The organism is Paraburkholderia sp. SIMBA_054 (assembly GCF_046534875.1).
GTDB lineage: Bacteria > Pseudomonadota > Gammaproteobacteria > Burkholderiales > Burkholderiaceae > Paraburkholderia > Paraburkholderia hospita.
Map to the genome: position 1 here is coordinate 34,759 of NZ_JAWRXV010000006.1, position 26,051 is coordinate 60,809.

The window sequence follows — 26,051 nt, forward strand, 5'->3', positions numbered from 1 at the left end:
CTAAGCGTGCACATATTCAGTCAGACATCAGGTTACAAAGTCGATGGTTAACGAATAACCTTCCATGTAGGAATTTGTCCGACATAAGCTGTGGCGTTTACTTCGACTATTGCGTGAACTTTGCGCTGCAAGCCAAGATGGACGGGCATTTTTTCTTTTTTTGAGATATGATCGCAGCGCAGCAGCATTTGACAGACTATTAACAATACTGTCTTTTATTTGTTACAGAATGTAAATTTCGTTACGTCCCGACGTAGCGTTTTTCCGTCGAGATAGTTCCTGCGACGGACATATCTGGGGGTCAGGGTTCGCATGCGTTCTTCCGTCTATATGCTGCCGATGCGTCGCTGTGGCGCCGGCCGATCCGTTTCGTGAGCGGGACCATGGATTCGTCGATCGTGGTGTCGATGCATGTGCACGGCGCGGCTGGCCGCGCGAGCGATGCCACGCGCGCATCCAATGCGTCTGCTCGCCGCCGTTCCAGCAAAGCCGCGATGGCAAATGGCGCCACTGCGGATGCCGCAGCGCGACCGGCATCCAGCGACGAACTCGCGCGTCTGCAGGCGCGGGTACGCGAGCTGGCATTCGAGCTGATGCGCACCCAGGAAACCACGCGCCGCCATGTCGCGCAGGAACTGCACGACAGCCTTGGCGCCGAACTGACGGCCGCGCGCTTCGCGCTCGCTGGCGTCGAGACCTGGCTGCCCGCCGACGCCCCGCCCCAATGCACCACCGCCCTCGCCACCGCGCAGCGTTCGCTCGACGCCGTTACTGAAGCGGCGCAACAGGCTGTCGGCGATCTGCACTCACCGACGCTCGACAAGGGCATCGTCTGCGCGCTGTCGCACTGGACCAACAGCTTCGCCGCGCGCACCGGCCTGCGCATGAGCTTCGTGTGCGCCGCCGACGCCCGCCTCACGCGCCTGTCCGCCGATGCATCGCTGGCTGTGTTCCGCGTCGCCCAAGAGGCGCTGAACAACGTCGCCAAGCACGCGCGCGCATCGGGCGCCGACATGCGCATCGAAACCACCGCTCAGCATCTGAGCATCGTCGTCAGCGACGACGGCGTCGGTATTCCTGCGCACGCGGGACAGGACGAGCGCCAGTTCGGGCTGGCGGGCATGCGCGCGCGCTGCAACGCGTTCGACGGCGAATTGCGCGTCGCTGCATCCGCCGGTCAGGCGCGCGGCACGACCGTGCAAGCGCGCTTCGAGTGGAAAGCCTTAATGGGCAATGCGCCGCGCGCGCGACGCACCGCCATCCGCTTGTGAACCGCTCGTGGCCCGCTTGTAACCTGCTGTTTGTGAACACTGACTTCCCGTTATGAGCCTGCGCATTCTGATTGCCGAGGACCACGCCATCGTTCGACAGGGCGTGCGGCAGCTGCTGATCGACCGCGGCGTCGCCGACGACGTCGCCGAGGCGCAGACGGGTACCGAGGTGCTCATGGAAGCGTCGAAGCATGTGTACGACGTGATCCTGCTCGACATCTCGCTGCCGGACATGAACGGCGTCGAGGTGCTCAAGCGTTTGAAGCGCAAGCTGCCGCGCGTTCCCGTGCTGATGTTTTCGATGTATCGCGAGGACCAGTACGCGGTGCGTGCGCTGAAGGCCGGCGCGGCCGGCTATCTGTCGAAGACCGTCGACGCCACGCAGATGATCGCCGCGATCCAGCAGGTCGCAGCGGGCCGCAAGTACGTGAGCCCGGCGATGGCGGAAGCGCTCGCCGACTACGTTTCGTTTGACGGCGAGCAGTTGCCGCACGAGAAGCTCTCCGATCGCGAGTACCAGACGCTGTGCATGCTCGCGTCGGGCAAGCGGCTGACGGATATCGCGAACGCGCTGTCGCTGTCGGTGAAGACGGTGAGCGTCTACCGCACGCGGCTGCTCGAGAAAATGAAGCTACGCAACAACGCCGAGCTGACCTTCTACGTGATGAGCAACCGCCTCGTCGACCTGAATCCGGTGATGGCGGCCTGAGGCTTGAGGCCGCCCGCCGCGCTCGCGGCGCACTCCATTTGTGCACCATGAAGGGTTATCCGGCCCGATTCCGCTAAAATTGCGGGTTTTCCCGACATTGGGCGCGCCCATACGCGTGCTTCACAGGAGACCCCGCCAAATGTCCCTCTTTCGCAAAAAGAACGTCGAGCACATGATCGCCGGCGCGCAGGCTGCCGGCCTGAAGAAAGCGCTCGGCGCGCTCGATCTCACCTTTCTCGGCGTCGGCGCCATCATCGGCACCGGCATCTTCGTGCTGACGGGCACGGGCGCGGTGCAAGCCGGCCCGGCGCTGATGCTGGCGTTCCTGATCGCCGCCGTCGCGTGCGGCTTCGCGGCGCTCGCGTATGCGGAATTCGCCTCGACGATCCCCGTCGCCGGTTCGATCTACACGTATTCGTACGCGACGCTCGGGGAGCTGGCCGCGTGGATCATCGGCTGGGATTTGATGCTCGAATATGGGCTTGCCACTTCGGCGGTGTCGGTCGGCTGGTCGGGGTATCTGCAATCGCTGCTGTCGGGCTTCGGCGTTGCGCTGCCTGTCGCGCTGACGGCTGCGCCCGGCGCGCTGCCCGGCCACGAGACACTGTTCAACTTGCCCGCGTTTCTCGTGATGATGGCGATTACGACGCTGCTGTCTGTGGGCGTGCGCGAATCGACGCGCGTGAACAATCTGATGGTTGCGATCAAGGTGACCGTGGTGTTGCTGGTGATTGCCGTCGGTGTGTTTCATGTGAAGCCGGAGAACTGGCATCCGTTCATGCCGAATGGCATCAGCGGGGTGTTCGGCGCGGCGGCTGTGATGTTCTTTGCCTTTATCGGGTTCGATTCGGTGTCGTCGGCGGCCGAAGAAGTGAAGGACCCGAAGCGCGATCTGCCGATTGGGATTATTGCGTCGCTCGGCGTTTGTGCGGTGCTGTATGTCGCGGTGGCCGCCGTCGTGACGGGGATCGTGCCGTCGGCGCAGTTCGCGAATATTTCGCATCCGGTTTCGTATGCGTTGCAGGTTGCTGGGCAGAACTGGGTTGCCGGTTTTATCGATCTCGGTGCGGTGCTTGGGATGCTGACCGTGATTCTTGTGATGGCCTACGGGCAGACTCGGGTGATCTTTGCGATGTCGCGGGATGGGTTGTTGCCTGCGGCGCTGTCGAAGGTGCATCCGCGGTTTGCTACGCCGTTTGCTACCACCTGGCTCGTTGGGATTGTGTTTGGGCTGATTGGCGCGCTTGTGCCGCTTAATGTGCTCGCTGAGCTGATTAATATCGGGACGCTGGCGGCGTTTTCGATGGTGTCTATCGCTGTGCTCGTGCTGCGGCGCACGCATCCTGATTTGCCAAGGGCTTTCCGCTGCCCGGGCGTGCCGGTTGTGCCTGTGCTTGCTGTCGCTTCCTGTCTGTTTTTGATGCTGAATCTCAGCAAGGTTACGTGGATTGCGTTTGTGATTTGGCTTCTGGTTGGGATGGTTGTTTATTTTGGGTACTCGCGGAGGCATTCCAAACTCGCGCATGGTGGGCGTTAAGTCTTGTCTCGCGGCGCGGCTGGGTTTTGTTTGGTTCGCTGCGCCTTTCGCTGGCATCCGCGATTTGCCTTCGTGCTTCATGCGTTGCCCCTGTGCGGGGCGGCACCTACTTTTCTTTGCCGCCGCAAAGAAAAGTAGGCAAAAGAAAGCGGCTAACACCGCTAATTCTTCTTCCTGCCTGAGGGCCCTCAACGGTTCTTACGCTTCACACGGCAATCACGTGACCCACGTTCGTTGCCAGCGCTCTAAATGAGCGCCTCACCCGCTTCACTTACCCGCGCTGCAGCATGCCGCGCCAGATATTCCACCGCCGCCCAGGTGGCAAACTGTGCGTAGGCCCTAGGTGCTCCCCACGCCTCACTTCGGACCAATAGCGCACGCGTTCCACCCTGCAAGAGCGCTAACCTGTACGCCGCGACAACCTACACACAGTTTGCCACCTGGGCGGCAGTAGCCGTTCGCTGGCGCGAGCCCATGTACGGGTGTTTGAAGTGGGTGAGGCGTTTAAACGATGCGTTGGCAACGAACCTGTGCAAGCGCGCTACCGTGCGAAGCGTGGGGACGTTGGGGCCCGTGGGCAAACGTCAAGCGCTGGCGGTGTGAGCCGCTTTCTTTTGCCTACTTTTCTTTGCGGCGGCAAAGAAAAGTAGGTGCCGCCCCGCACAGGGGCGACGTTTGAAGCACGAAGGCATAACGCGGATGCCAGCGCAAAGACAAACACACCGAACTGGCAGCGCAGCAGAAAACGAAAGCCAAAACCAAACCAAAAACCGCCGGAGGCACAGTTCCCCAATAGCCGCCTCCCGCTTTTTGTGTTTTACTTTTCGTCACAAACAACAAAAACAAAGCAAAAAAGCACCCCAACCGTACCGGACCCTCCAGCAGGCAGGCGGTAGCAAGTGAACAACGGGCCCGTGCCGGTCTCACCCCACCCGGGGCTCAATACAAGAGCGTCCCCTAGGAGACAGTTCATGGCGATCAGCATCAGTCTGACGGTGAACGGTTCACCCGTTACCGCGAACGTCGAGCCGCACACCCTGCTTGTCCAGTTTCTACGAGAACAATTACGGCTGACAGGAACGCACGTCGGCTGCGATACCGCGCAATGCGGCGCGTGCACGGTTCATCTGAACGGCCGCGCGATCAAATCCTGCAACATGCTCGCCGTGCAGGCAGAAGACCAGGAAATCACCACGATCGAAGGGCTGTCGAAAAACGGCGAACTGCATCCGATGCAGGCCGCTTTCCGCGAGTGCCACGGCCTGCAGTGCGGCTTCTGCACGCCAGGCATGGTGATGAGCGCGACCGCGCTGGTTGCTACCAATCCGAACCTCACGGAAGACGAAGTGCGCCTGCAGCTCGACGGCAACCTGTGCCGCTGTACGGGCTACCACAACATCGTCAAGGCCGTCGTTCAGGGCGCAGCCGGCATGCAAGCCGACGCGTCTTCGAAAGCCGCCACGACCGCCTGAGGAGCCCGCCATGAACGCACCCGATTCGCACCGCATGGTGGGCATGCCCGTCAGGCGCAAGGAAGACTATCGCTTCCTCACCGGCAACGGCCAGTACACCGACGACATCGTCCTGCCCGGTCAGACCTACGCCGTATTCCTGCGCTCGCCCCACGCGCACGCACGCATCACACGTATCGACACCACCGCCGCGAAGCAGTCGCCCGGCGTCGTCGCGATTTTTACCGGCGCGGATCTCACCGCTGAAAACGTCGGCGGGCTGCCGTGCGGCTGGCTGATCCACAGCATCGACGGCAAACCGATGCACGAGCCGCCGCATCCCGTGATTGCGCATACGAAAGTGCGCCACGTCGGCGACCAGGTCGCGCTCGTGATCGCCGATTCGGTGAAAGCCGCAAAAGATGCCGCCGAACTGATCGAAGTCGATTACGCCGAACTGCCCGCCGTGATCGACACCACGCACGCGTCCGATGCCGGCCAGCCCGCCGTCCACGACGAAGTGCCCGACAACACCTGCTACACATGGGGCCACGGCGACAAGGCGGCCACGGATGCCGCGTTCGCCAAGGCGCATCACGTGACGACGCTCGATATCGTCAACAACCGCCTCATCCCGAACGCGATCGAGCCGCGCGCCGTCAACGCCAGCTACGCACCGCAGGACGACAGCTACACCGTGTATGTGGCCAATCAGAATCCGCACGTCGAACGGCTGTTGATGGCGGCGTTCGTGCTGTCGCTGCCGGAATCGAAAGTGCGCGTGATCGCGCCGGATGTCGGCGGCGGCTTCGGCTCGAAGATTTTCCTGTACGCGGAAGACGTCGCGCTGACGTGGGCATCGAAGAAAATCCGCCGCCCTGTGAAGTGGACGGCCGAACGTTCCGAGGCGTTTCTATCGGACGCGCATGGCCGCGATCACGTGACGAAAGCCGAACTGGCGATGGACGCCGACGGCAAGTTCCTCGCGATGCGCGTGCACACGATCGCGAACATGGGCGCGTATCTGTCGACCTTCGCCTCCAGCGTGCCGACCATCCTGTACGCGACGCTGCTCGCGGGCCAGTACGCAACGCCCGCGATCTATGCGGAAGTGAAAGCGGTGTTCACGAACACGGTACCTGTCGATGCGTATCGCGGCGCAGGCCGTCCCGAGGCGACGTACGTCGTCGAGCGCCTCGTCGAAACGGCGGCGCGCGACATGAACATAGACCCCGCTGAAATCCGCCGCCGCAACTTCATCCGCTCGTTCCCGTACGCGACGCCCGTCGGCCTCACGTACGACACGGGCGACTACGAACCCTGTCTCGACCGCGCGATGGAACTCGCGGACGTCAAAGGCTTCGCCGCTCGCAGACAGGAATCGGAGAAGAACGGCAAGCGCCGCGGCCTCGGCTACTCGTGCTACATCGAAGCGTGCGGTCTCGCGCCGTCGAACATCGCGGGCGCGCTCGGTGCGCGCGCGGGCCTGTTCGAAGCGGGCGAAGTGCGCGTGCATCCGACCGGCTCGGTCACCGTCTTCACCGGCTCGCACAGTCACGGCCAGGGCCACGAGACGACGTTCGCGCAGGTCGTGTCCGACCGCCTTGGCGTGCCGATCGACAACATCGATATCGTGCATGGCGACACCGGGCGCATTCCGTTCGGCATGGGCACGTATGGCTCGCGTTCAATCGCAGTCGGCGGCTCGGCGATCATGAAGGCGCTCGACAAGATCGAATCGAAAGCGAAGAAAATCGCGGCGCATCTGCTCGAAGCATCGGCGGATGACATCGAGTTCAAGGACGGCACGTTCCGCGTCGCCGGCACCGACCGCACAAAGACCTTCGCCGACGTGTCGCTCGCCGCCTACGTGCCGCACAACTATCCGCTCGACAAGCTCGAGCCGGGTCTCGACGAAAGCGCGTTCTACGATCCGACCAACTTCACCTATCCGGCGGGCGCGTATATCTGCGAAGTCGAAGTGGACGTCGATACGGGCGAGACGCGCATCCAGCGCTTTACCGCCGTCGACGACTTCGGCAACGTGATCAATCCGATGATCGTCGAAGGACAGGTGCACGGCGGTCTTGGTCAGGGTATAGGCCAGGCAATGCTGGAGCGCTGCGTGTACGACAAGGACACCGGCCAGCTGCTGTCCGGTTCGTACATGGACTACGCGATGCCGCACGCGTCCGATCTGCCGTCGTTCACCGTCGAAACCGCGAAAGGCACGCCGTGCACGCACAATCCGCTCGGCGTGAAGGGCTGCGGCGAAGCGGGCGCGATCGGTTCGCCGCCTGCCGTGATCAACGCGATCATCGACGCGCTCGCGCCGCTCGGCGTCACGGACCTGCAGATGCCCGCCACGCCGCATCGCGTGTGGTCCGCGATTCACGCTGCACAAAACTCACGTCCCTGAGCGGAGGCCGACATGTATTCATTCGACTATCAACGTGCAGCCGATCCGAAGAGCGCCGTGTCCGGCCTGAGCGCCGACAGCGAGGCAAAGTATCTGGCGGGCGGACAAAGCCTGTTGCCGACGATGCGCCTGCGTCTCGCGCAGCCATCGAAGCTGATCGACATCACGCGCATTCCGCAGTTGAAGGAGATTCGCGTCGAGCCGACCAAAGTGACGGTCGGCGCGGCCGTCTGCCATGCGGACGTGGCGAGTCACGCGGATGTGCAGCGCGTGTTGCCGGTGCTCGCGTTTCTCGCGGGGCATATCGGCGACCGGCAAGTGCGCTCGCTCGGCACGATCGGCGGATCGATCGCGAACAACGATCCCGCGGCGGATTATCCTGCCGCCGTGCTCGGCCTCGATGGAACCGTCGTCACCGACCGGCGACGCATTTCAGCGACGGATTTCTTCGTCGGCATGTATGAAACCGCGTTGCAGCCCGACGAACTGATCGTCGCCGTCGAGTTTCCGGTGCCGGAGAAAGCAGCGTACGAGAAGTTCAAGAATCCGGCGTCGCACTTTGCGTTGACGGGCGTGTTCGTCGCGAAGACTGCCAACGGTGTGCGCGTCGCGATCACGGGCGCGGCGTCGTCGGTGTTTCGCGCGACGGACATGGAGAACGCGCTCGCCGCGAACTTCACGGAAGCTGCCGCGCGCGGCGTGACGATCGCACCGGACGATCTCAACACCGACATGCACGCCAGCGCCGAATATCGCGCTCACCTGATACCCGTGCTGACGGCGCGCGCGGTGCGAGCCGCAAACGGCTAGCGGACGCGGCGTGCGACGCGGTTGAGCACCCGAGGCCCGGCGCGTCCGGGCCATTTCGTTTATCGGGTTTGTCCAGCTTCTTCAGTGTTCGAGCGATGCAAGCCGAAGTGCCAGGGAGGACCATGCAGCCCGCTTCAATCGACGACACCCTCGCCCAGCTCAGCGCGCAAGGCTACTTCGCGAGCCGCGAGCTGGCGACCGCGCTCTTTCTCGCGCTGCGCATGGAACGGCCGCTGTTCGTCGAAGGCGAGCCGGGTGTCGGCAAGACGGAATTGGCCAAGGCAGCGGCGGGCATGCTCGGCACGTCGATGCTGCGGCTGCAATGCTATGAAGGGCTCGATACGGCGAGCGCGCTGTACGAGTGGGACTATCCGCGGCAGATCATGGCGCTGCGGCTCGCCGAAGCGGCCGGCGAGAAGCCCGACAGCAGCACGCTGTATCGCAGCGAATTCCTGTTGAAGCGCCCGCTGCTGCAGGCACTCATGCCAGATGAGCATCATCCCGGCGCGCGGCGCGTGCTGCTGATCGATGAGATCGACCGCGCCGACGAGCCGTTCGAGGCGTTCCTGCTCGAACTGCTGTCGGATTTTCAGGTGTCCATTCCCGAATACGGCACGGTGCGCGCCGAGCATCCACCACTCGTCGTGATGACGTCGAATCGCACGCGCGAAGTGCACGACGCGTTGAAGCGCCGCTGTTTGTATCAGTGGATCGGTTACCCCGACCGCGAACGCGAGCTGGCGATCGTCGCGGCGCGCGCGCCCGAAACGGGCGAAGCGCTGCAACGCCGCGCCGTCGATTTCGTGCATCGGCTGCGCGGCATGGATCTGTTCAAGGCGCCGGGTATCGCGGAAACGATCGACTGGTGCCGCGCGCTCGCTGCGCTCACCGTCACCGAACTCGATCCGCAATCGGTCCACGACACGCTCGGCGTGCTGCTCAAGTATCAGGACGACCTCGCGCGATTCGACGCCGAACAGATTCGCCAATGTCTTGCGGCGGCGGAGTAGCGTCGATGATGCCCGTCAGCGATCCCAACACCGCGACGCTCGCACGCAACGTCGTGCACTTCGTGCGGTTGTTGCGCGGCGCGGGCTTGCCGATGTCGCCCGCACAGGCCGTCGATGCGCTAGAAGCATTGCGCTGGATCGATCTCGACCGGCGCGACGACGTGCGCGCGGCGCTCGCCGCGTTGCTGTTGTGCGCGCCCGACGAGCGCGACCTCTTCAACGCCGCGTTCGATCTCTTCTGGCGCGATCCCGATTGGGAAGGCAAGCTGCGCGCGCTGCTTCTGCCGAAGGTGACGAGCGGCATCCCGCCGCCCAAGCGCAACAACCGGCTCGCCGACGCGCTCGCCGCGCACCACGCGAAGCAGCGCAAGCAAACCGAGCAAGCCGCCGACAAAGACCGCCACGAACTGCACGCGCACGTGACGTTCAGCGCCGAAGAGCGTCTGCGTCATCGCGATTTCGACACGCTTACCGCAGACGAATGGCGCACGCTGCGTCACCTGATTCGCGCGCAGCGCCTGCCCCTCGCGATGGAGCCGACGCGCCGGCTGAAAGCGGCGTCGCGCGGCACACATGCGGATCTGCGCGCGAGCGCGCGACATGCCGTGCGCGCGGGCGGCGACTGGACCGTGTGGAAGTATCGCGCGGTGGTCGCGCGCAAGCCGCCGCTCGTGCTGCTGCTCGATATTTCCGGGTCGATGAGCAGCTATTCGCGTGCCGTGCTGTACTTCTGCCATGCGCTGCTGCAATCGCGCGAACGCCTGCAGGTGTTTCTGTTCGGCACGCGCCTCACCAATGCGACGCGTGCGCTAAAAGAACGCGATCCCGATGTCGCGATTGCTGCGCTCGCGGATCAGGTGGTCGACTGGTCGGGCGGCACCCGCATCGGCGCGGCGCTCGCCGAATTCAACCGCCGTTGGGCACGCCGAGTGCTGACAGGCAGGGCGACCGTGCTGCTCGTCACCGATGGCCTCGATCACGAAGCCATCGACGTGCTCGAAACCGAAATGGCCCGCCTGCGCCGCTTCGCGCATCGCATCGTGTGGCTCAATCCGTTGTTGCGTTACCGCGAGTTCTCGCCGAAGGCGCGCGGCGTACAGGCGATGCTGCCGTTCGTCGATGCGCACAAGCCAGTTCACAATCTCGACAGCCTGGCTGCGTTCGGCCGCGATCTCGCGCAATTGACGCGCGTGTCCCGCGATGCCGCGCGCGCCGCGATATCTGAAGGAGCGACGTCATGGAGCTGACCGAAACCTACACGCTACTCGTGCCGCAGCAGCGCGCATGGGAAGCGCTCAACGACATGGAGATTCTGCGCGCGTCCATTCCCGGCTGCGACAGCATCGAACCGGATGGCGAGAACGCGTACGCCGTCGCGTTGAGCGCGGCCGTCGGACCGGTGAAGGCGCGCTTCAAGGGCCGCATGGAACTCACCAATATCGACGCGCCTCACACGTATACGATCGTGTTCGAAGGCCAGGGCGGCGCGGCTGGCTTCGGTAAAGGGCAAACGCATGTGACGCTCGAACCCGACGGCGACGAAGCGACGACGCTCACCTACACGGCGACTGCGCAAGTTGGCGGCAAGCTCGCGCAGATCGGCTCGCGGCTCGTCGACGGCGCGGCGCGCAAGCTCGCGGGTGAGTTTTTCAGGCGCTTCGGCGAGCAATTGACGGGCGGCAGTGGCGACGTGCAGGCAGAATCGGGCGATTCAGGCGACACTGCTAGTCCTGTCGATGACGGCGAAGGCGCCGCCGACGGCAGTGGCGAAGAACCGAAGAGGAAGAAATCATGGACAGCGTGGATCTCGAAGTCCTGAAGTCCAGCGCGCGCTGGCTCGAACAGGGACATCGCGCGCTACTCGTGACGGTCGTGAAGACGTGGGGCTCGTCGCCGCGTCCCGAGGGCGCGATGCTCGTCGTGCGCGAAGATGGCGCGGTGGTGGGTTCGGTGTCGGGCGGCTGTATCGAAGACGATCTGATCGATCGCGTGCGTCAGCGCGGAATCGAGCAGACTAAGCCTGAAGCGGTGAAGTACGGCATTTCGGCCGAAGAGGCGCATCGCTTTGGTTTGCCGTGCGGCGGGACCATTCAGCTTGTGCTGGAGCCTTTGACGGAGGCGAGCGGCATCGCTGAACTGTGCGATGCCGTTGAAGACGGACGGCTCGTCGCGCGCACGCTCGATATGGAAACGGGTGTCGCGCGTTTGGGTCCCGCGCAAGCAACGGATGGCGTGGACTTCAACGACACGCGTCTGCTGACGATACATGGCCCGCGTTATCGGATGCTGGTGATCGGGGCTGGGCAACTGTCGCGTTATCTGTGCAATATCGCGGTCGGGCTCGACTATCAAGTGACAGTGTGCGATCCGCGCGAAGAGTACACGGATGAATGGGACGTGCCGGGCACCAAGGTCGTTCGTACGATGCCCGACGATACCGTGCTCGATATGAAGCTCGATGAGCGCTGCGCTGTGATCGCGCTCACACACGATCCGAAGCTCGACGATCTTGCGCTGATGGAAGCGTTGAAAACGCCTGCGTTTTATGTCGGCGCGTTGGGTTCGCGGCGCAATAACGCGGCGCGGCGCGAAAGGCTCAAGGAGTTCGATCTCACCGAGACGGAACTCGCGCGGCTGCATGGGCCGGTTGGGATTTATATCGGCAGCAGAACGCCGCCTGAGATCGCTGTGTCGATTCTTGCGGAAGTGACGGCGGCCAAGAATGGCGTGTCGCTGCCAACGCTGCTGCAGGTCGAAGGCGCCAAGGCGGCGCGTGAAATTGCTGCTAGTGGGGGAGCTGCTTGTAGTATTCCGGATTAAATTCTCTCAGACCGCGAACGGTGTCTGTTCGCGGTCGATTTCTCTCGCCCGGCTTTAGCCATTCGGCTGACTGTCGCCGGGCTCTTCTGATCCCTAGCATCGAATTTTTGCGGACGGCCACGCGACTTTACCCGTCACGTCGTGGCTCGTCCGTAGTCGCCATTATTCCCTTGACGGAATATTCCATGGAGGCTATATTTTCGATGACTTGGGACGTTGAGTACACCGATGCATTTCAAGCTTGGTGGGAAGGGTTGCGGAAGGCGGAGAGAGAGTCGATCGCGTCGACGATCCTCTTGCTCAGGGATCAAGGTCCCCAGTTGCCGTTCCCGTACTCCAGCAAGATCATGGGTTCGACAATAGGAAATCTGCGGGAACTACGGGTTCAGCATCGCGGAAAGCCGTATCGAGTGTTGTATGTGTTCGATCCGCGACGCACTGCTGTACTGCTGCTCGGCGGCGACAAGACTGGCCACGAACGCTGGTATCAACAGAACGTACCGCGAGCTGAAATCATCTATCGTGTGCACTTGCTGCGCACCGCGCACGGAGGAGCCAAAGATGGCGAAAAAATTTGAAGAGCTCTGGCTGAAAATGCCGCCGGAATCACGGGCCCGTTCGGAAGCGATGGCGGAGAAACTTCGCGCCGAAATGCCTCTGCACGGCTTGCGTCAAGCGCGCGGCCTCTCTCAGGAAGCGCTCGCTAAGCGCCTCAACGTCAGGCAACCCAGCATCGCGAAACTCGAACAGCGCACGGACATGTATATCTCGACGTTGCGCGATCACATCCGCGCACTCGGCGGCGAGCTTGAAGTCATCGCGCGCTTTCCGGAAGGCGAGGTGAAGATCACCAACTTTGCGCAAATCGAAGACCCGATCCGCGAAGAAGCGCAAGACGACTGACGGAGCACCAAACGCTCACATCAACCCACAAACCACCGCCGCCACGATCGACCCGCCGATCAGCACGACACCCACGGTCCGCCGCTTATTGAGTTCCGTCCACAGCAGCACACCCGTCAGCGACAGCAGAATCAGACTGCCCGCGATCGTATCGATCAACAGCACCCAGCCGACGCTCAACCCAACGCCCTTATGCAGGTTGTTCATCGTGCCGAGAAACGAGTTTTGCGTGCGCTTCACCGACACGAAGCCGTTGCCCACCCAATACTCGGCCTGCACGTTCTGCCCCGGCGCGGCGATCGCAAGCTGCCAGAACTCCGGCTGCACGGCGCTTTGATCGCCCCACGCGACGGGGTGCGCGAGCTCGCGGCGCGCCCTGCCCGGCTTGCCATCGATATGCAGTTCGTCCTTCAGCCAGTGCGCCATGTCGCCGGGCGACTTGAAGCCCTTCTGCGGCAACGCGATCTGCAACTGCTCGACCTGCGGCTCGCCTGACGACACCTTCAGCGGTCCCGCGCGGTGATTCAGCAGAAAGCCCGTCACGCCGAACAGCAGCCCGAGCACGGCGCCCCATAGCCCCACCCAGCCATGCACCTTGCGCAGCCACTTGATGAAGTTCGCGCGCCGCGAGCGCTGACGCCGCGCGGCCAGCTCGTCCGCGTCCAGCTGCTGGACGGCAGCGGGCATCACGCCCGCGCGGGCAGCAGGCTTCAGTTCGATCGATTCGGGCGCGTTCATCGTGTTCCTGGCAAAACGGGTCGTGCGTCGCCGGCGTGCGGCAACGTTGGAATGGAAACTGGAAATGTCGTTCCGGAGCGGAAAGACGGATGCCCGAAGCGCGCTCGCCACGTGACGGATGGCAGCTATGGCATTCCGGGCAAAAACAGAATGGTCATCGAAGAGCTGGCTGGCTGACTCGTCTCAGCAAGTTCCTTGCATGGGACCAGAGTAAGGCGCTAAAGCGCCACTCTGGTCGACAGAGGAGAAAGATGACGATTAGCTGGCGACGCCCTTCAGATGAGAATAACTATCATTACACAGAATGTAATTTCTTTCAATCCCGAAGGCTTAGGCCGGCTTCCGGAAAATGTTGCCGTTGTGTGCGGTTTGCCCGCTTGACACAAACGTCGTGTGATTTTGAAGTGTGAGGTGCGACAGAACTAGACCAATTCCTTCGGACGCCTGATTCCCCATGCGCCTTTTCACGATCTTCCGTATCGCGATGGCTGCTTGCGCCTTTTGCACAGGCGCGGCCCGCGCTGCCGACCAGGCGGCTAACAACGCAGGCCTGACCACACTGAACGCCGCAACGGCCGCGCCCATCGAGCCATACACGAACGAACGCGAAACACAGACCTTCACGGTGAACGCCGACGGCTCCTATACAAAGATCGACGAAATGACGCTACGCGTGAATAACGAGGCGGGCGTCGCGCGAGTCGCGCAGTACTACATCTGGTTCAACCGCAACATGGCGAGCGTCGACATTCTGGAGGCGTACACGACATCCGCCGACGGCACGCGCCACGACGTGCGCCCCGAGCAGATTCGCGACGTGCAGGAAGCGCGTTCGTTCGACGCACCGATGTTCCAGGACATCCTCGAAAAGGTGATCGTGTTTCCCGCCGTCGAACCGGGTGCGCGCGTGCACCTGACGTATCGGAAGACGCAGATGCAGCCGATCGTGCCGGGTCATTTCAGCGACTTCACACCGCCCGATCTAGCGCCGACCCACAACTTCCGCCTCGTCTACGATCTGCCCGCCGACAAGCCGCTTTACGCCGACGCGCGCGGCTTCACCGCACTGCCGCCGTCGACGAAGAACGGCCGCACGCGTTATGAATTCCGCTACGACAAGGCGCATTTCGCGCGGCTCGAATATGGATCGATTGCGTACGTGAGCTATGGCGACCGGCTGATGGTCTCGACGTTTCCCGACTACGCCGCGTTCGCCGCCAAGTATCGCGAATCGGCCGTCGATGCCAGCGGCAGCGATCCGACAATCGTCGGACTGGCCCGCTCGCTCACCGCCGGCGATCAGACGCCGCGTGCAAAAGCCAGGACGCTCTACGACTGGGTGCGCAAGAACGTGCGCTATGTCGCCGTCAACATCGGACGCGGCGCGGTCGTGCCGCATCGCGCGACGGAAATCCTCGCGCTGCGCTACGGCGACTGCAAGGATCACGTCGCGCTGTATGGCGCGCTGCTCGACGCCGTCGGCATCCGCAACGAGCCCGCGCTGATCAGCAGCGGCACGATCTACACGCTGCCCGACGTGCCCGGCTACGGCGTGCTGAATCACGTGATCACGTGGCTGCCCGAGCTTCAGCTATACGCCGATTCGACCGCGCCGAACGTCGAGTTCGGCTATCTGCCGTCCACCGACATGAACCGCCCCGTCGTGCTCGTCAACGCAGGCGTGCTGTCGCGCACACCTTCGACGGCCACGATGTCGCGCACCACCGATCTGTCGATCAACGTCGCGCACGATGGCTCCGCGACCTTCATCTACCGGCTGGAATCCGCAGGTTGGGCCGCAGAGCAGGGACGCACGCTGCTGCGCATGCAAACGCCTGCGCAGCGCGAAGAGTCGCTGCAGGCGGAACTGCGCTTCGTGAACCTCTCGGGCACAGCAACGCTATCGACCAGCAACCTCAACGCAACAGACGGCCCACTGTCGCTCACGATGAAAGGCAAACTCGAAGACTTCGTCGTGCCTGGCACGGCCGCGTCAATTCCGGCGCTCACGAGCTTCGTCGGCGGATTTCAGTCGGACGCGCGCTACTGGCTCGGCGAACGGCAACGCACGCAGCCTTTCGTGTGTCGCAATGTCGAGTTGCACGAGCGCACGCAGATTGCACTGCCTGCAAATTTTCGCGTGCTCGATGTGCCGGAAGCAATGGCCGCGCGAGACCGCTTCATCGACTATCGCTCGACCTATTCGTACGACGCGAGCGCAAATGTCATCACCGTGACGCGCGACGGGACCACACGTTTTGGCAGCGAGGTCTGCTCGCCTGAAGATTTCACGCAGATGCGCGCGGGCATCGAAACGATCGGCCGCGACGTGCGCGCGCAAGTGATCGTGCGCTCGACAGTTGCGGATGCGGCACGCGGCGCTTCATCGACGCAATCGACACCGTCACGCGTGATCGCCGGATCGCCAGCCCGCGCTCAATCCGCCGACTGACGAGCGCGACACACGCTCGAGCATCACACCGGCCAGAGCGGCCCTTCCTGCATCGCGCCGACCTGCTCGCGCAGCTCGAGAATGCGGTCTTCCCAATAGCGTTGCGAGTTGAACCACGGAAACGCGACGGGAAACGCCGGATCGTCCCAACGACGCGCGAGCCACGCCGAGTAGTGAATCAGCCTCAAGGTCCGCAACGCTTCGATCAGATGCAGTTCGCGCTGATCGAAGTCGCAGAAGTCCTCATAGCCCGCAAGCAGATCCGTCAACGCGCGCGACGCCTCGTTGCGCTCGCCCGGCAGCAGCAGCCACAGATCCTGAATGGTGGGGCCCATGCGGCTGTCGTCGAAATCGACGAAATGCGGGCCTGCGTCGGTCCACAGCACATTGCTCGGATGACAGTCGCCATGCATGCGCAACTGGCGCACGTCGCCTGCGCGTTCGAAAGCCCGCTCGACGCCTTCCAATGCCATGTTCACAACCGCTTCCCACGCAACCCGCACGTCAGCGGGCACGAAGTCTTGAGAAAGCAGATAGTCGCGAGGCTCGTAGCCGAAGGTGTGGATGTCGAGCGTCGGGCGCGCCGCGTATTTCACCGTCTGACCAACGGCATGAATGCGCCCGATAAACCGGCCAAGCCATTCGAGCGTGTCCTTGCGGTCGAGATCAGGCGCGCGGCCGCCGCGCCGCTCGAAGATGGAAAAGCGAAAGCCGTCGAATGTGTGCAGCGTGCGGCCATCGAGCGTGCGCGCAGGCACGGCGGGAATCTCTCGCTCGCACAGTTCCGCGACAAAGGCGTGCTCTTCGAGAATCGCCTCGTCGGTCCAGCGCTCCGGCCGATAGAACTTCACGACGACAGGCGGCCCGTCTTCGACGCCGACCTGATACACGCGATTCTCGTAGCTGTTGAGCGGCAGCATGCGCCCATCCGTGCGCACGCCTACCGTGTCGAGCGCGCTATCTAGCGCGTCCAGCACGACTTCCGGCGTGAGGCGGGCGAAGGGAACGGCGTGGCCGTCCTGCGGGGTGGGAATCTCGGGAGTGTCTTCGTTCATGCCCGCATTGTGCGCCGTGCCGCGCGCAAAAACGAGCGCCAGTGTCACTCGCGATGCGTCGGCCGCTCAGCGGCGCCGCATCTCGTCAATCACGACAGCAGGCAAGAACACCGCGATCAATGTATCTGCGCGCCAGCGGGGCGGACGAATTCGCCCGTGTCGATCAGATCCTCGAGGAAAAAGGGTTCCGTGTTCAGTATCTTCGACGTGCCCGGCTCGCCGGCGTACCACGCCACCATCGCCATGTCGCCAAGAATGCGCATCACGATCCCGCGTGCACCTTGTGGCACGGCGATATGCACGGATCGAACAATAGAACCGACTTGCATGATGTTTCCCCGTTCTCCCAATTGCCGGCTTGTTTGGGACTGCGCCGGTCAACGTGATGATAAAAGCGCCGCAACATCCGGATGGTTGCGTACGCACCTGAATCCTAAAAACCAGGGGCCAGGATCGACTCGCATTCCATCCGGCACACATGCGCCGGGCGAACCCCTGAACCCCATTGTTGCCCTTCCGGGCATTTTGGCAAAGTAAAAAGTAAGGCCTCGTGAGGCATCCGTTCCGTCAATTCGACTTACGAAACCCTAACTGTAACGACCCGTAACAGGCTCATCATAAACCGGACCGCACCGTAGTCTCAAAAATGTCGATGTAAGCTACGATACGCGTTATATTCCTGTCGCGCACGGCCGGCCGGGCCGCCGTCGCGCAATGCTCGCTGCCGCCAGAAGCAGCGGCTCCCGCCCTCACCGGACCGCCCTGTTCATGTGGATCGTTCGTCTCGCGCTGCGGCGCCCCTATACGTTTGTCGTGCTCGCGCTGCTGCTGCTGATCATCGGCCCACTGACGATCCTGCGCACGCCTACCGACATCTTCCCGAACATCGACATTCCCGTGCTGTCGGTGATCTGGACGTACAACGGCCTGCCTGCCGACGAGATGGAAAAGCGCATCGTGCTGAACTACGAGCGCGGGCTGTCCGTCGCGGTGAACGATATCGAGCATGTCGAATCGACTTCGCTCAACGGTATCGCCGTCGTCAAGATCTTCTTTCAGCCGCACGCGAACATCAACGAAGCGCTCGCACAAGTCACGGCACTGTCGCAAACGCAACTGCGCTCGCTGCCGCCCGGCATCACGCCGCCGAACATACTGCGCTACAACGCATCCACCGTGCCTATCCTGCGGCTGTCGCTGTCGTCGCCGTCGCTCACCGAACAGGAGCTGTTCGACTACGGTAATAACTTCCTGAAGACGCAGCTCGCGACCGTGCCGGGCGCGTCGGCGCCGCTGCCGTACGGCGGCAAGCAGCGTCAGATCATGGTCGATATCGATTCGCGCAAGCTGCAGGAGCGCAATCTGTCGCCGATGGATGTGGTGAATTCGATCACCGCGCAGAACCTGATCGTACCGACGGGCACCGCGAAAATCGGCTCGACGGAATATTCGGTGCAGTTGAATGCGAGCCCCGATTCGCTCGCAGGCCTGAACAACATCCCCATCAAATCGGGGCCGAACGGCACCGTCTATATTCGCGACGTCGCGCATGTGCGCGACGGTTATCAGCCGCAGACCAACATCGTGCGCGTGGACGGTCAGCGCGCATCGCTCTTGACCATCAACAAGAGCGGCAACACATCCACTCTGGAAATCGTCGATCGCATCAAGACCATGATGCCGGCGCTGCGCAATCTCGTGCCCGAGTCGCTGAACATCGATCCCGTCGCGGACCAGTCGCTGTTCGTGCGCGCGTCGGTGCAAGGCGTGCTGCGCGAAGCGCTGATCGCAGCATGCCTGACGGGCCTGATGATTCTGCTGTTTCTCGGCAACTGGCGCGCAACGCTGATCATCGCCGTGTCGATCCCGCTGTCGATGATCACGTCGATCATCGCGCTGTCCGCGCTCGGCGAAACGATCAACATCATGACCTTGGGCGGGCTGGCGCTCGCCGTCGGTATTCTCGTCGACGACGCGACGGTCGCGATCGAGAACATCAGTCATCAGCTCGAACAGGGCAAGAATCTTGAACAGGCAATTCTCGACGGCGCGCATCAGATAGCGATTCCAACGCTGGTTTCTACGCTGTCGATCTGTATCGTGTTTGTGCCGATGTTCCTGCTGACGGGCGTCGCGCACTATCTGTTCATCCCGCTCGCGGAAGCCGTCGTGTTCGCGATGCTCGCGTCGTACTTCTTCTCGCGAACGCTGGTGCCGACCCTCGCGAAGTATCTGCTGCGCCATCACCATCGTCCTGCCGACTTCCATCATTCGCATGAGACGCGCAACCCGTTCATGCGCGTGCACCTCGCGTTCGAGCGCGGCTTTGCGAATCTGCGCGGGCGTTATCGTGAGTTTCTCGTGGCACGCGTCGCGCGGCCCGGCCTCTTCGTGTCGGGCTTTCTCGCGTGCTGTCTGCTGTCGCTGCTGCTGATGCCGTTCCTTGGTCGCGACTTCTTTCCTGCCGTCGATGCCGGCACGATCGCGCTGCATCTGCGCGCGAAGACGGGCATGCGTGTCGAGGAAACGGCCGTCGTCACCGATCGCGTCGATGCGCGCATCCGCGAACTGATCCCGCGCGACGAGCTGCATTCGATCATCGACAACATCGGTTTGCCCGTATCGGGTATCAACCTGTCGTACAGCGCGACGGGCACGATCGGCACGTCGGATGCCGACATCCTGATCAGCCTGAACGCGGATCACAAGCCGACGGCCGAGTACGTGCGCCTGTTGCGCCGCACGCTCACCGACGAATTCCCCGGCGTGCAGTTCGCGTTCCTGCCCGCGGATATCGTCAGTCAGACGCTGAACTTCGGCATGCCGTCGCCGATCGACATTCAGATTGTGGGGCGCGACGTTCAGGGCAATCGCGCGTTCGCCGCGATGCTGCTCGACAAGATGCGCGCGATACCGGGCTTTGCCGACGCACGCATCCAGCAGCCGTCCGACCTGCCGCGCATCTTCGTCGACGTCGACCGCACGCGCGCGCAACAGGCGGGCTTCACACAGCGCGACGTCGCTAGCAATCTGTTGATCACGCTGTCGGGCAGCCAGCAGACCACGCCGACGTTCTGGCTCAATCCGCGCAATGGCGTCAGTTACAACGTGATCACGGAAGCGCCGCAATACACGATCGATTCGCTGCAATCGCTCGCGAACATTCCGCTGAACGCGAACGGCCACACGAACATTCTCGGCGCGCTGTCGACGATGCGGCGCGAAGCCGGCAACGCCGTGCTCACGCATTACAACGCGCAAACCACGATCGATATCTACGGCACCGCCGACGGCCGCGATCTCGGCGCCGTCTCCGACGACATCCAGAAGATCATGGCCGACACCAAGGCACAATTGCCGAAAGGCTCGTCGATCGAACTGCGCGGCCAGGTGCAGACAATGAACGACTCGTTTTCGGGCCTGTTCACCGGTCTCGTGTTCGCGATCGTGCTGGTGTATCTGCTGATCGTCGTGAATTTCCAGTCGTGGCTCGATCCGTTCATCATCATCACCGGACTGCCGGGCGCGCTGGCGGGCATCGTGTGGATGCTGTTTCTCACGCATACCACGCTGTCCATTCCAGCGTTGACGGGTGCGATCATGTGTATCGGCATCGCGACGGCGAACTCGATTCTCGTGATCAGCTTTGCGCGCGAGCAGTTGCTCGAACATGGCGACGCGACGCGCGCCGCCATCGAAGCGGGCTTCACGCGCTTTCGTCCCGTGCTGATGACGGCCCTCGCGATGGTGATCGGCATGGTGCCGATGGCGATCGGCCTCGGCGAAGGCGGCGAGCAGAATGCGCCGCTCGGGCGCGCGGTGATCGGCGGCTTGACCATCGGCACGATTGCGACGCTGGTGTTCGTGCCCGTAGTGTTTTCGATGATCTATCGACGGCTGTCGGAGCGACGCGCACGCGCCGCCGCGCATGTCGTCCAGAAGCCGCAATAAGGTGGCCGACGTGGCCACGGTCATAACAACGATGCGCAAGCACAGTATCTGGAGTTCTGATGGAAGGGAATCGTCCTGATGAGTCCGCGCCGCACGGGGAAGGCCCGCGCAGCTCATCGAACCGTTCGCGCTGGATCGTAATCGGCGCGGCGATCGTCGTGCTGGCGCTCGCTGCGCAGGGTATCTGGTCGCGTCACGACGCGCATGCCGCGCTGGAGCGCGACGCGCAGCATTCCGCGCAACTGAGCGTCGAAGTGGTGAAGCCGCAAAAATCCGCGGCCGCGCTCGATCTCGTTCTGCCCGGTAACGTGCAGGCGTTTCTCGATACGCCGATCTACGCGCGCACCAACGGCTATGTGAAGAAGTGGTACGCGGATATCGGCGCGCGCGTGAAGGCGGGGCAACTGCTCGCCGAAATCGACACGCCCGAAGTCGACGACCAGTTGAAGGCGGCGAGCGCCGATCTGGCCAACGCACAAGCGACTTACACGCTCGCCAAAAGTACCGCCGACCGATGGTCGGAAATGCTTCGCAGCAATTCCGTCTCGAAGCAGGAAACCGATGAAAAGGTCGGCGACATGCTCGCGAAGAAAGGCACGCTCGACGCGGCGCGCTTCAATGTCGCGCGGCTCGAAAAGATGCAGTCGTTCCAGAAGGTCTACGCACCGTTCGACGGCATCGTGACCGCGCGCAACGTCGACGTTGGCGCGTTGATCGACGCCGGCAGCTCGGGCGGCCCGGCGAAGGAACTGTTCCATCTCGCGCAGGCCGACCGGCTGCGCGTCTACGTGAACGTGCCGCAGGCTTACGCGCAGGAAGTGAAGGCGCAGCAGAGTGCGTTTCTGACGCTCACCGAAACGCCGGCGAAGCACTACCCCGGCACGGTCGCGCGCACGTCGGGCGCCGTCGATCAACAGCAGCGCACGATGCTCGTCGAAGTCGATGTCGACAATCGCAACGGCGATCTGCTGCCGGGCGCTTATGCGCAGGTGCACTTCGCGCTGAAGTCGCAGGCCGCCGCGCCGTACACGCTGCCGGGTAACGCGTTCCTGTTTCGTCCGGACGGCGTGAAAGTCGCGACCGTCGATGCGCAGCAGCGTGTGAAGCTCGTCAAGGTCGCGCTCGGCACCGACTACGGCACGCGCGTCGCCATCGCCTCGGGGCTGACGGGCGACGAGCAGGTGATTCTGAATCCGCAGGATTCGATCGTCGATGGCGCGGCGGTGCGTATCGTGCATCCGAAAGCGGGCGGCGCAGCAGGTGCGTCCGGTGCTTCGGGCGCCTCTAGCGGCTCGTCTTCGGCGCAAAGCGAGCAGACTGCAAAGGCACAAGAGTGAGCACGTATCGCATGCGTCTTCGTTCGGTGGCTTTCGCGCTGGTGAGCGTGAGTCTCCTTGCCGCGTGCACGGTCGGCCCCGACTACAAGCGGCCCGCGGCAACAACGGCCGCTACCTACAAGGAACTCGAAGGCACAGGCTGGAAAACAGCCGAGCCCGCCGACGCGCGTATCCGCAGCGCCTGGTGGGAGGTCTACAACGACTCCGCGCTGAACGCACTCGAACAACAGGTCGCCAGCGCAAACCAGAACGTGCAGGCCGCGCAGGCGCGTTTCCGCGCGGCGCGCGCGCAGGTCGAGCAGTTCCGCTCGCAGTTCTTCCCCGTCGTCACCGCGAATGGCGGCTACTCGCGCGCGCGGTCGTCGGAGAACGTGAAGTTCAAATCGACGGCGGGCAAGACGCTCAACGACTGGATCGTCGGCGCCGACGCGACGTGGGAGCCCGACTTGTGGGGACGCGTGTCGCGCAGCGTCGAAGGTGCGCGCGCGAACGCGCAGGCAAGCGCCGCCGATGCGCAAAGCGCGCTGCTGTCGATGCAGGCCGAACTCGCGACGGACTATTTCGAACTGCGCGGCATCGACCGCGAACAGCAACTGCTCGACGATACGATCGCTGCCTACAAGGAAGCCGTCGAACTCACGCAGAACCGCTACAAAGGCGGCATCGCTACCGACGCCGACGTCGCCCAAGCGCAGACGCAGTTGCGCACGACGCAGGCGCAGGCGATCGATCTCGGCGTGCAGCGCGCGCAACTCGAACACGCGATCGCGATCCTCATCGGCCAGACGCCGTCGACGTTCTCGCTGCCCGTCGCACCGCTCGTCGCCGTGCCCGCCGTCGCGCCCGTCGGCGTGCCGTCGACGCTGCTCGAGCGGCGGCCCGACATCGCCGCCGCTGAGCGGCAGATGGTCGATCTGAATGCGCAGATCGGCGTCGCAACAGCGGCGTATTTTCCGAATCTGATTCTGTCGGTGACGGGTGGGCTGGAGGCGACCAATTTCAGTGATTGGCTGCTTGCGCCGGCCCGCTTCTGGTCGCTCGGGCCGACGCTCGCCGGCACGCTGCTCGACTTCGGCGGACGGGCCGCGAAAAAAGCCGAAGCGCAGGCGAACTACGACGAAGGCATCGCGCAGTACCGTCAAACGGTGCTGACGGCGTTCGGCCAGGTCGAAGACAACATCGCGGCCTTGCGCGTGCTCGAACAGGAAGCGCAAGCGCAGGACGACGCCGTCTCGGCCGCGCAGCGCTCGCTCGCGATCGTGTCGAACCGTTACAAGAACGGTGCGATCACGTATCTCGACGTGGTGGTCGCGCAAACGACGGCGCTCACCAACGAGCGCGAAGCGGTCTCGATCGCGCGCCGCCGGATGGCCGCGAGCGTCGCGCTGATCAAGGCGCTCGGCGGCGGCTGGGACGCGACGTCGCTGCCCACCGACGAACAGCTCACGCATCCCGATGCCACCGATCAGCCCGCCAGCGCGCCCGGCGCGACGCGCGGCTAACACGGCTCGCGTTCCTTTCCTGCTGCCGGATTCGACGACGTGGTACGCGCAATCGGCGTATTGTTGACCCTTCGCGCTGATTACACACGTTTATCGCGCGAGTCTCTGCGTCGTTTCAATCGTTTCCGGGAGTTTTGTTGTGACCGCATCGTCGGACCCGAGTCGGCCCGCTGATTCATCGTTTTTCGCTTCATCCTCTTCTGCTTCCTCCACCGGCGCGCCGTATCTCGAGCGCGGCACGCGCGCCTACTGGCGCGCCAGTCTCGCGCTGCTGTTTGCCGGCTACGCTACGTTCTCACTGCTCTATTGCGTGCAGCCGCTATTGCCCGCGTTCTCCGCTTCATTCGATGTCAGCCCCGCGCAAAGCAGCCTGTCGTTGTCGCTGACGACGGCGGCGCTCGCGCTCGCCGTTTTCGTCGCGGGCTTCGTGTCGGAGGGATGGAGCCGCCATCGGTTGATGACGGCTTCGCTAACCGCTTCTTCGCTGCTGACGCTCGCGGTCGCGTTCACGCCGCAATGGCACGCACTGTTGTTGCTGCGTGCGCTCGAAGGGCTGGCGCTCGGCGGCGTGCCCGCCGTCGCGATGGCCTATCTCGCAGAGGAAGTGCATCCCGACGGCCTCGGCCTCGCGATGGGCCTGTACGTGGGTGGCACGGCGATCGGCGGGATGGCGGGGCGTGTGATTACGGGCGTCGTCGCGGATCTGTTCTCGTGGCGCGTCGCGATCGGCACGATCGGCGTGCTCGGCATTCTGTCGATGCTCGCGTTCCGCTCGCTGCTGCCGCCGTCGCGCCATTTCGTCCCGCGCCGCGGACTCGGTTTCTCGCATCACCGCACGGCGCTCGTGAAGCATCTACGACGACCCGGTTTGCCGCTGCTGTTTCTGATGGGCTTCGTGCTGATGGGCAGCTTCGTGACGCTCTACAACTACATCGGCTACCGCCTGCTCGCGCCGCCGTTCGGGCTGAGTCAGACGGCTATCGGCGGGATCTTCGTGGTGTATCTGACGGGCGTCGTCGCGTCGCCGTGGTCGGGTCGCATGGCCGACACGTTCGGGCGCGGGCGCGTGCTGATCGGCAGCATCGTCATCATGCTGTGCGGTTTGCTGTTGACCGTCACGCAGTCGCTTGCGCTGATCGCGTGCGGGATCGCCTGCGTGACGTTCGGCTTCTTCGCCGGACACGCGGTCGCAAGCGGCTGGGTCGGCCGGATCGCGAAGGAAGCGAAAGGCCAGGCGGCCGCGCTGTATCTGCTCGCGTATTACCTCGGATCGAGCATCGTCGGCTCGTATGGCGGGCGCGTGTGGGCGGCTTATGCGTGGACGGGGGTTGCCGCGCTCGTCGGCGGATTGCTGGTGGTCGGCATACTCGCTTCGGCACGGCTGCGCGCTCGCGAGCGCGTGGACATGGCGTAGACGTTACATGGCGTTCCGCCAACGAACGCCGCGCCCGCTCGCGTTTCCACCGATAAAGCGCATATTCGGAAAGGTCGGCGTAAGCGGGCGTTTGCACAGCGCGGGATTTCGAGCGTCGCCATGCACATGGCGCAAAGCCTTGTCCCGCCTGGCTGTGCGCCGCGAGGGACAGAAGCCCGCGTGCGCTCCAGCCCACCAAACGCATCGATACCGTCTCCTATACTGGTAGTCAGGCGCGCCGCATGCAGTCGCGTCAGACGAGTACACAAAGGAGACAGGCATGCACTACTTCACGATCGGTGATTTCATTCTGGTCATTCCGATGGCGCTGGCCGGGGCGCTGTTCCTTGGCGCGCTGCCCTGCAAAACCGAGTTCAGGCACAACACGCTGCGCGTTCTTGGCGCGCTGCTGGGTGTGGTGTTTGCGGTCGTGCTGGTGGAGGGGCTGCCTGCGCTGGTGTAGCGGTTTGCTTTTGTTTTTTATTCTTGCATTTGCGCTGGCATCCGGAGGGCGGTGTTTTGCTGCGCAAGCTGTCTGGTTTGCAGGTGTTTTGCGCTGGCATCCGCGAGTTGTTATCTAGCTTCAAGCGTCGCCCCTGTGCGGGGCGGCACCTACTTTTCTTTGCCGCCGCAAAGAAAAGTAGGCAAAAGAAAGCGGCTCACACCGCTAGC

General features: G+C 63.3%; 21 protein-coding genes. 18 read left to right on the forward strand and 3 right to left on the reverse strand.

The window, feature by feature from the left end:
- The first annotated feature begins 494 nt into the window (after nucleotides 1–494).
- The 12 genes from SB822_RS08975 to SB822_RS09030 all read left to right on the forward strand — a co-directional run bounded on the left by SB822_RS08975 (nucleotide 495) and on the right by SB822_RS09030 (nucleotide 12,930).
- A complete protein-coding gene (locus SB822_RS08975) occupies nucleotides 495–1,271 on the forward strand; it encodes a sensor histidine kinase (protein ID WP_410854571.1) in 777 nt (258 codons plus the stop codon).
- A 52-nt stretch (nucleotides 1,272–1,323) separates the two neighbouring features.
- Entirely contained in the window at nucleotides 1,324–1,980 is a 657-nt protein-coding gene (gene rqpR / locus SB822_RS08980; RefSeq protein WP_007582134.1) for a response regulator transcription factor RqpR, read from the forward strand.
- A gap of 139 nt (nucleotides 1,981–2,119) precedes the next feature.
- Complete coding sequence (locus SB822_RS08985) at nucleotides 2,120–3,517, forward strand: amino acid permease (RefSeq protein WP_410854499.1); 1,398 nt, start codon at nucleotides 2,120–2,122, stop codon at nucleotides 3,515–3,517.
- A gap of 971 nt (nucleotides 3,518–4,488) precedes the next feature.
- A complete protein-coding gene (locus SB822_RS08990) occupies nucleotides 4,489–4,989 on the forward strand; it encodes a (2Fe-2S)-binding protein (protein ID WP_007582130.1) in 501 nt (166 codons plus the stop codon).
- A 10-nt stretch (nucleotides 4,990–4,999) separates the two neighbouring features.
- On the forward strand, nucleotides 5,000–7,387 hold the full coding sequence (locus SB822_RS08995) for a xanthine dehydrogenase family protein molybdopterin-binding subunit (RefSeq protein WP_024162612.1): 2,388 nt from the start codon (nucleotides 5,000–5,002) through the stop codon (nucleotides 7,385–7,387).
- A gap of 12 nt (nucleotides 7,388–7,399) precedes the next feature.
- Nucleotides 7,400–8,197 carry an FAD binding domain-containing protein gene (locus SB822_RS09000; RefSeq protein ID WP_007582124.1) on the forward strand — a complete coding sequence of 266 codons (798 nt, stop codon included), beginning with the start codon at nucleotides 7,400–7,402 and terminating at the stop codon, nucleotides 8,195–8,197.
- Between the two features lie 122 nt (nucleotides 8,198–8,319).
- Nucleotides 8,320–9,207, forward strand: a complete 888-nt coding sequence (locus SB822_RS09005; protein WP_079498401.1) for an AAA family ATPase — start codon at nucleotides 8,320–8,322, stop codon at nucleotides 9,205–9,207.
- Between the two features lie 5 nt (nucleotides 9,208–9,212).
- Nucleotides 9,213–10,454, forward strand: coding sequence for a vWA domain-containing protein (locus SB822_RS09010; RefSeq protein ID WP_410854500.1), 1,242 nt, complete (start codon nucleotides 9,213–9,215; stop codon nucleotides 10,452–10,454).
- Nucleotides 10,445–11,026, forward strand: a complete 582-nt coding sequence (locus SB822_RS09015; RefSeq protein WP_079498407.1) for a CoxG family protein — start codon at nucleotides 10,445–10,447, stop codon at nucleotides 11,024–11,026. The genes SB822_RS09010 and SB822_RS09015 overlap by 10 nt, the downstream gene beginning before the upstream one ends.
- On the forward strand, nucleotides 10,999–12,027 hold the full coding sequence (locus SB822_RS09020) for an XdhC family protein (RefSeq protein WP_007582117.1): 1,029 nt from the start codon (nucleotides 10,999–11,001) through the stop codon (nucleotides 12,025–12,027). Before SB822_RS09015 ends, SB822_RS09020 begins: the two co-directional genes overlap by 28 nt.
- A 185-nt stretch (nucleotides 12,028–12,212) precedes the next feature.
- Nucleotides 12,213–12,605 carry a type II toxin-antitoxin system RelE/ParE family toxin gene (locus SB822_RS09025; protein WP_007582115.1) on the forward strand — a complete coding sequence of 131 codons (393 nt, stop codon included), beginning with the start codon at nucleotides 12,213–12,215 and terminating at the stop codon, nucleotides 12,603–12,605.
- Nucleotides 12,589–12,930: a helix-turn-helix domain-containing protein gene (locus SB822_RS09030; protein WP_007582113.1), complete on the forward strand. Its 342-nt coding sequence runs from the start codon at nucleotides 12,589–12,591 to the stop codon at nucleotides 12,928–12,930. Before SB822_RS09025 ends, SB822_RS09030 begins: the two co-directional genes overlap by 17 nt.
- Before the next feature lie 15 nt (nucleotides 12,931–12,945).
- Here SB822_RS09030 and SB822_RS09035 read toward each other — a convergent pair whose 3' ends face one another.
- A complete protein-coding gene (locus SB822_RS09035; protein ID WP_410854501.1) occupies nucleotides 12,946–13,668 on the reverse strand; it encodes a PepSY-associated TM helix domain-containing protein in 723 nt (240 codons plus the stop codon).
- A 454-nt stretch (nucleotides 13,669–14,122) separates the two neighbouring features.
- Between SB822_RS09035 and SB822_RS09040 the strand changes: the two genes are divergently transcribed.
- Nucleotides 14,123–16,120, forward strand: coding sequence for a DUF3857 domain-containing transglutaminase family protein (locus SB822_RS09040; RefSeq protein ID WP_410854502.1), 1,998 nt, complete (start codon nucleotides 14,123–14,125; stop codon nucleotides 16,118–16,120).
- 23 nt (nucleotides 16,121–16,143) lie between these two features.
- Here the strand turns inward: SB822_RS09040 and SB822_RS09045 are convergent, their stop codons facing one another.
- Together SB822_RS09045 and SB822_RS09050 are read right to left on the reverse strand one after the other, a co-directional pair.
- Nucleotides 16,144–17,175, reverse strand: coding sequence for a serine/threonine protein kinase (locus tag SB822_RS09045; RefSeq protein WP_410854503.1), 1,032 nt, complete (start codon nucleotides 17,173–17,175; stop codon nucleotides 16,144–16,146).
- A 116-nt stretch (nucleotides 17,176–17,291) separates the two neighbouring features.
- The gene (locus tag SB822_RS09050; RefSeq protein WP_007582104.1) at nucleotides 17,292–17,504 is read right to left on the reverse strand and encodes a hypothetical protein; all 213 of its coding nucleotides are present in this window, start codon (nucleotides 17,502–17,504) and stop codon (nucleotides 17,292–17,294) included.
- A gap of 439 nt (nucleotides 17,505–17,943) precedes the next feature.
- On the opposite strand from SB822_RS09050, the gene SB822_RS09055 reads away from it, so the two are divergent.
- The 5 genes from SB822_RS09055 (at nucleotide 17,944) to SB822_RS09075 (ending at nucleotide 25,842) form a co-directional block, all read left to right on the forward strand.
- Entirely contained in the window at nucleotides 17,944–21,126 is a 3,183-nt protein-coding gene (locus SB822_RS09055; RefSeq protein WP_410854504.1) for an efflux RND transporter permease subunit, read from the forward strand.
- A gap of 59 nt (nucleotides 21,127–21,185) precedes the next feature.
- The gene (locus SB822_RS09060) at nucleotides 21,186–22,463 is read left to right on the forward strand and encodes an efflux RND transporter periplasmic adaptor subunit (protein WP_410854505.1); all 1,278 of its coding nucleotides are present in this window, start codon (nucleotides 21,186–21,188) and stop codon (nucleotides 22,461–22,463) included.
- 11 nt (nucleotides 22,464–22,474) lie between these two features.
- The gene (locus SB822_RS09065) at nucleotides 22,475–23,965 is read left to right on the forward strand and encodes an efflux transporter outer membrane subunit (RefSeq protein WP_086916776.1); all 1,491 of its coding nucleotides are present in this window, start codon (nucleotides 22,475–22,477) and stop codon (nucleotides 23,963–23,965) included.
- A gap of 139 nt (nucleotides 23,966–24,104) precedes the next feature.
- Nucleotides 24,105–25,379: an MFS transporter gene (locus tag SB822_RS09070; protein WP_410854506.1), complete on the forward strand. Its 1,275-nt coding sequence runs from the start codon at nucleotides 24,105–24,107 to the stop codon at nucleotides 25,377–25,379.
- A gap of 280 nt (nucleotides 25,380–25,659) precedes the next feature.
- The gene (locus tag SB822_RS09075) at nucleotides 25,660–25,842 is read left to right on the forward strand and encodes a hypothetical protein (RefSeq protein WP_007582094.1); all 183 of its coding nucleotides are present in this window, start codon (nucleotides 25,660–25,662) and stop codon (nucleotides 25,840–25,842) included.
- Nucleotides 25,843–26,051: the final 209 nt, after the last annotated feature.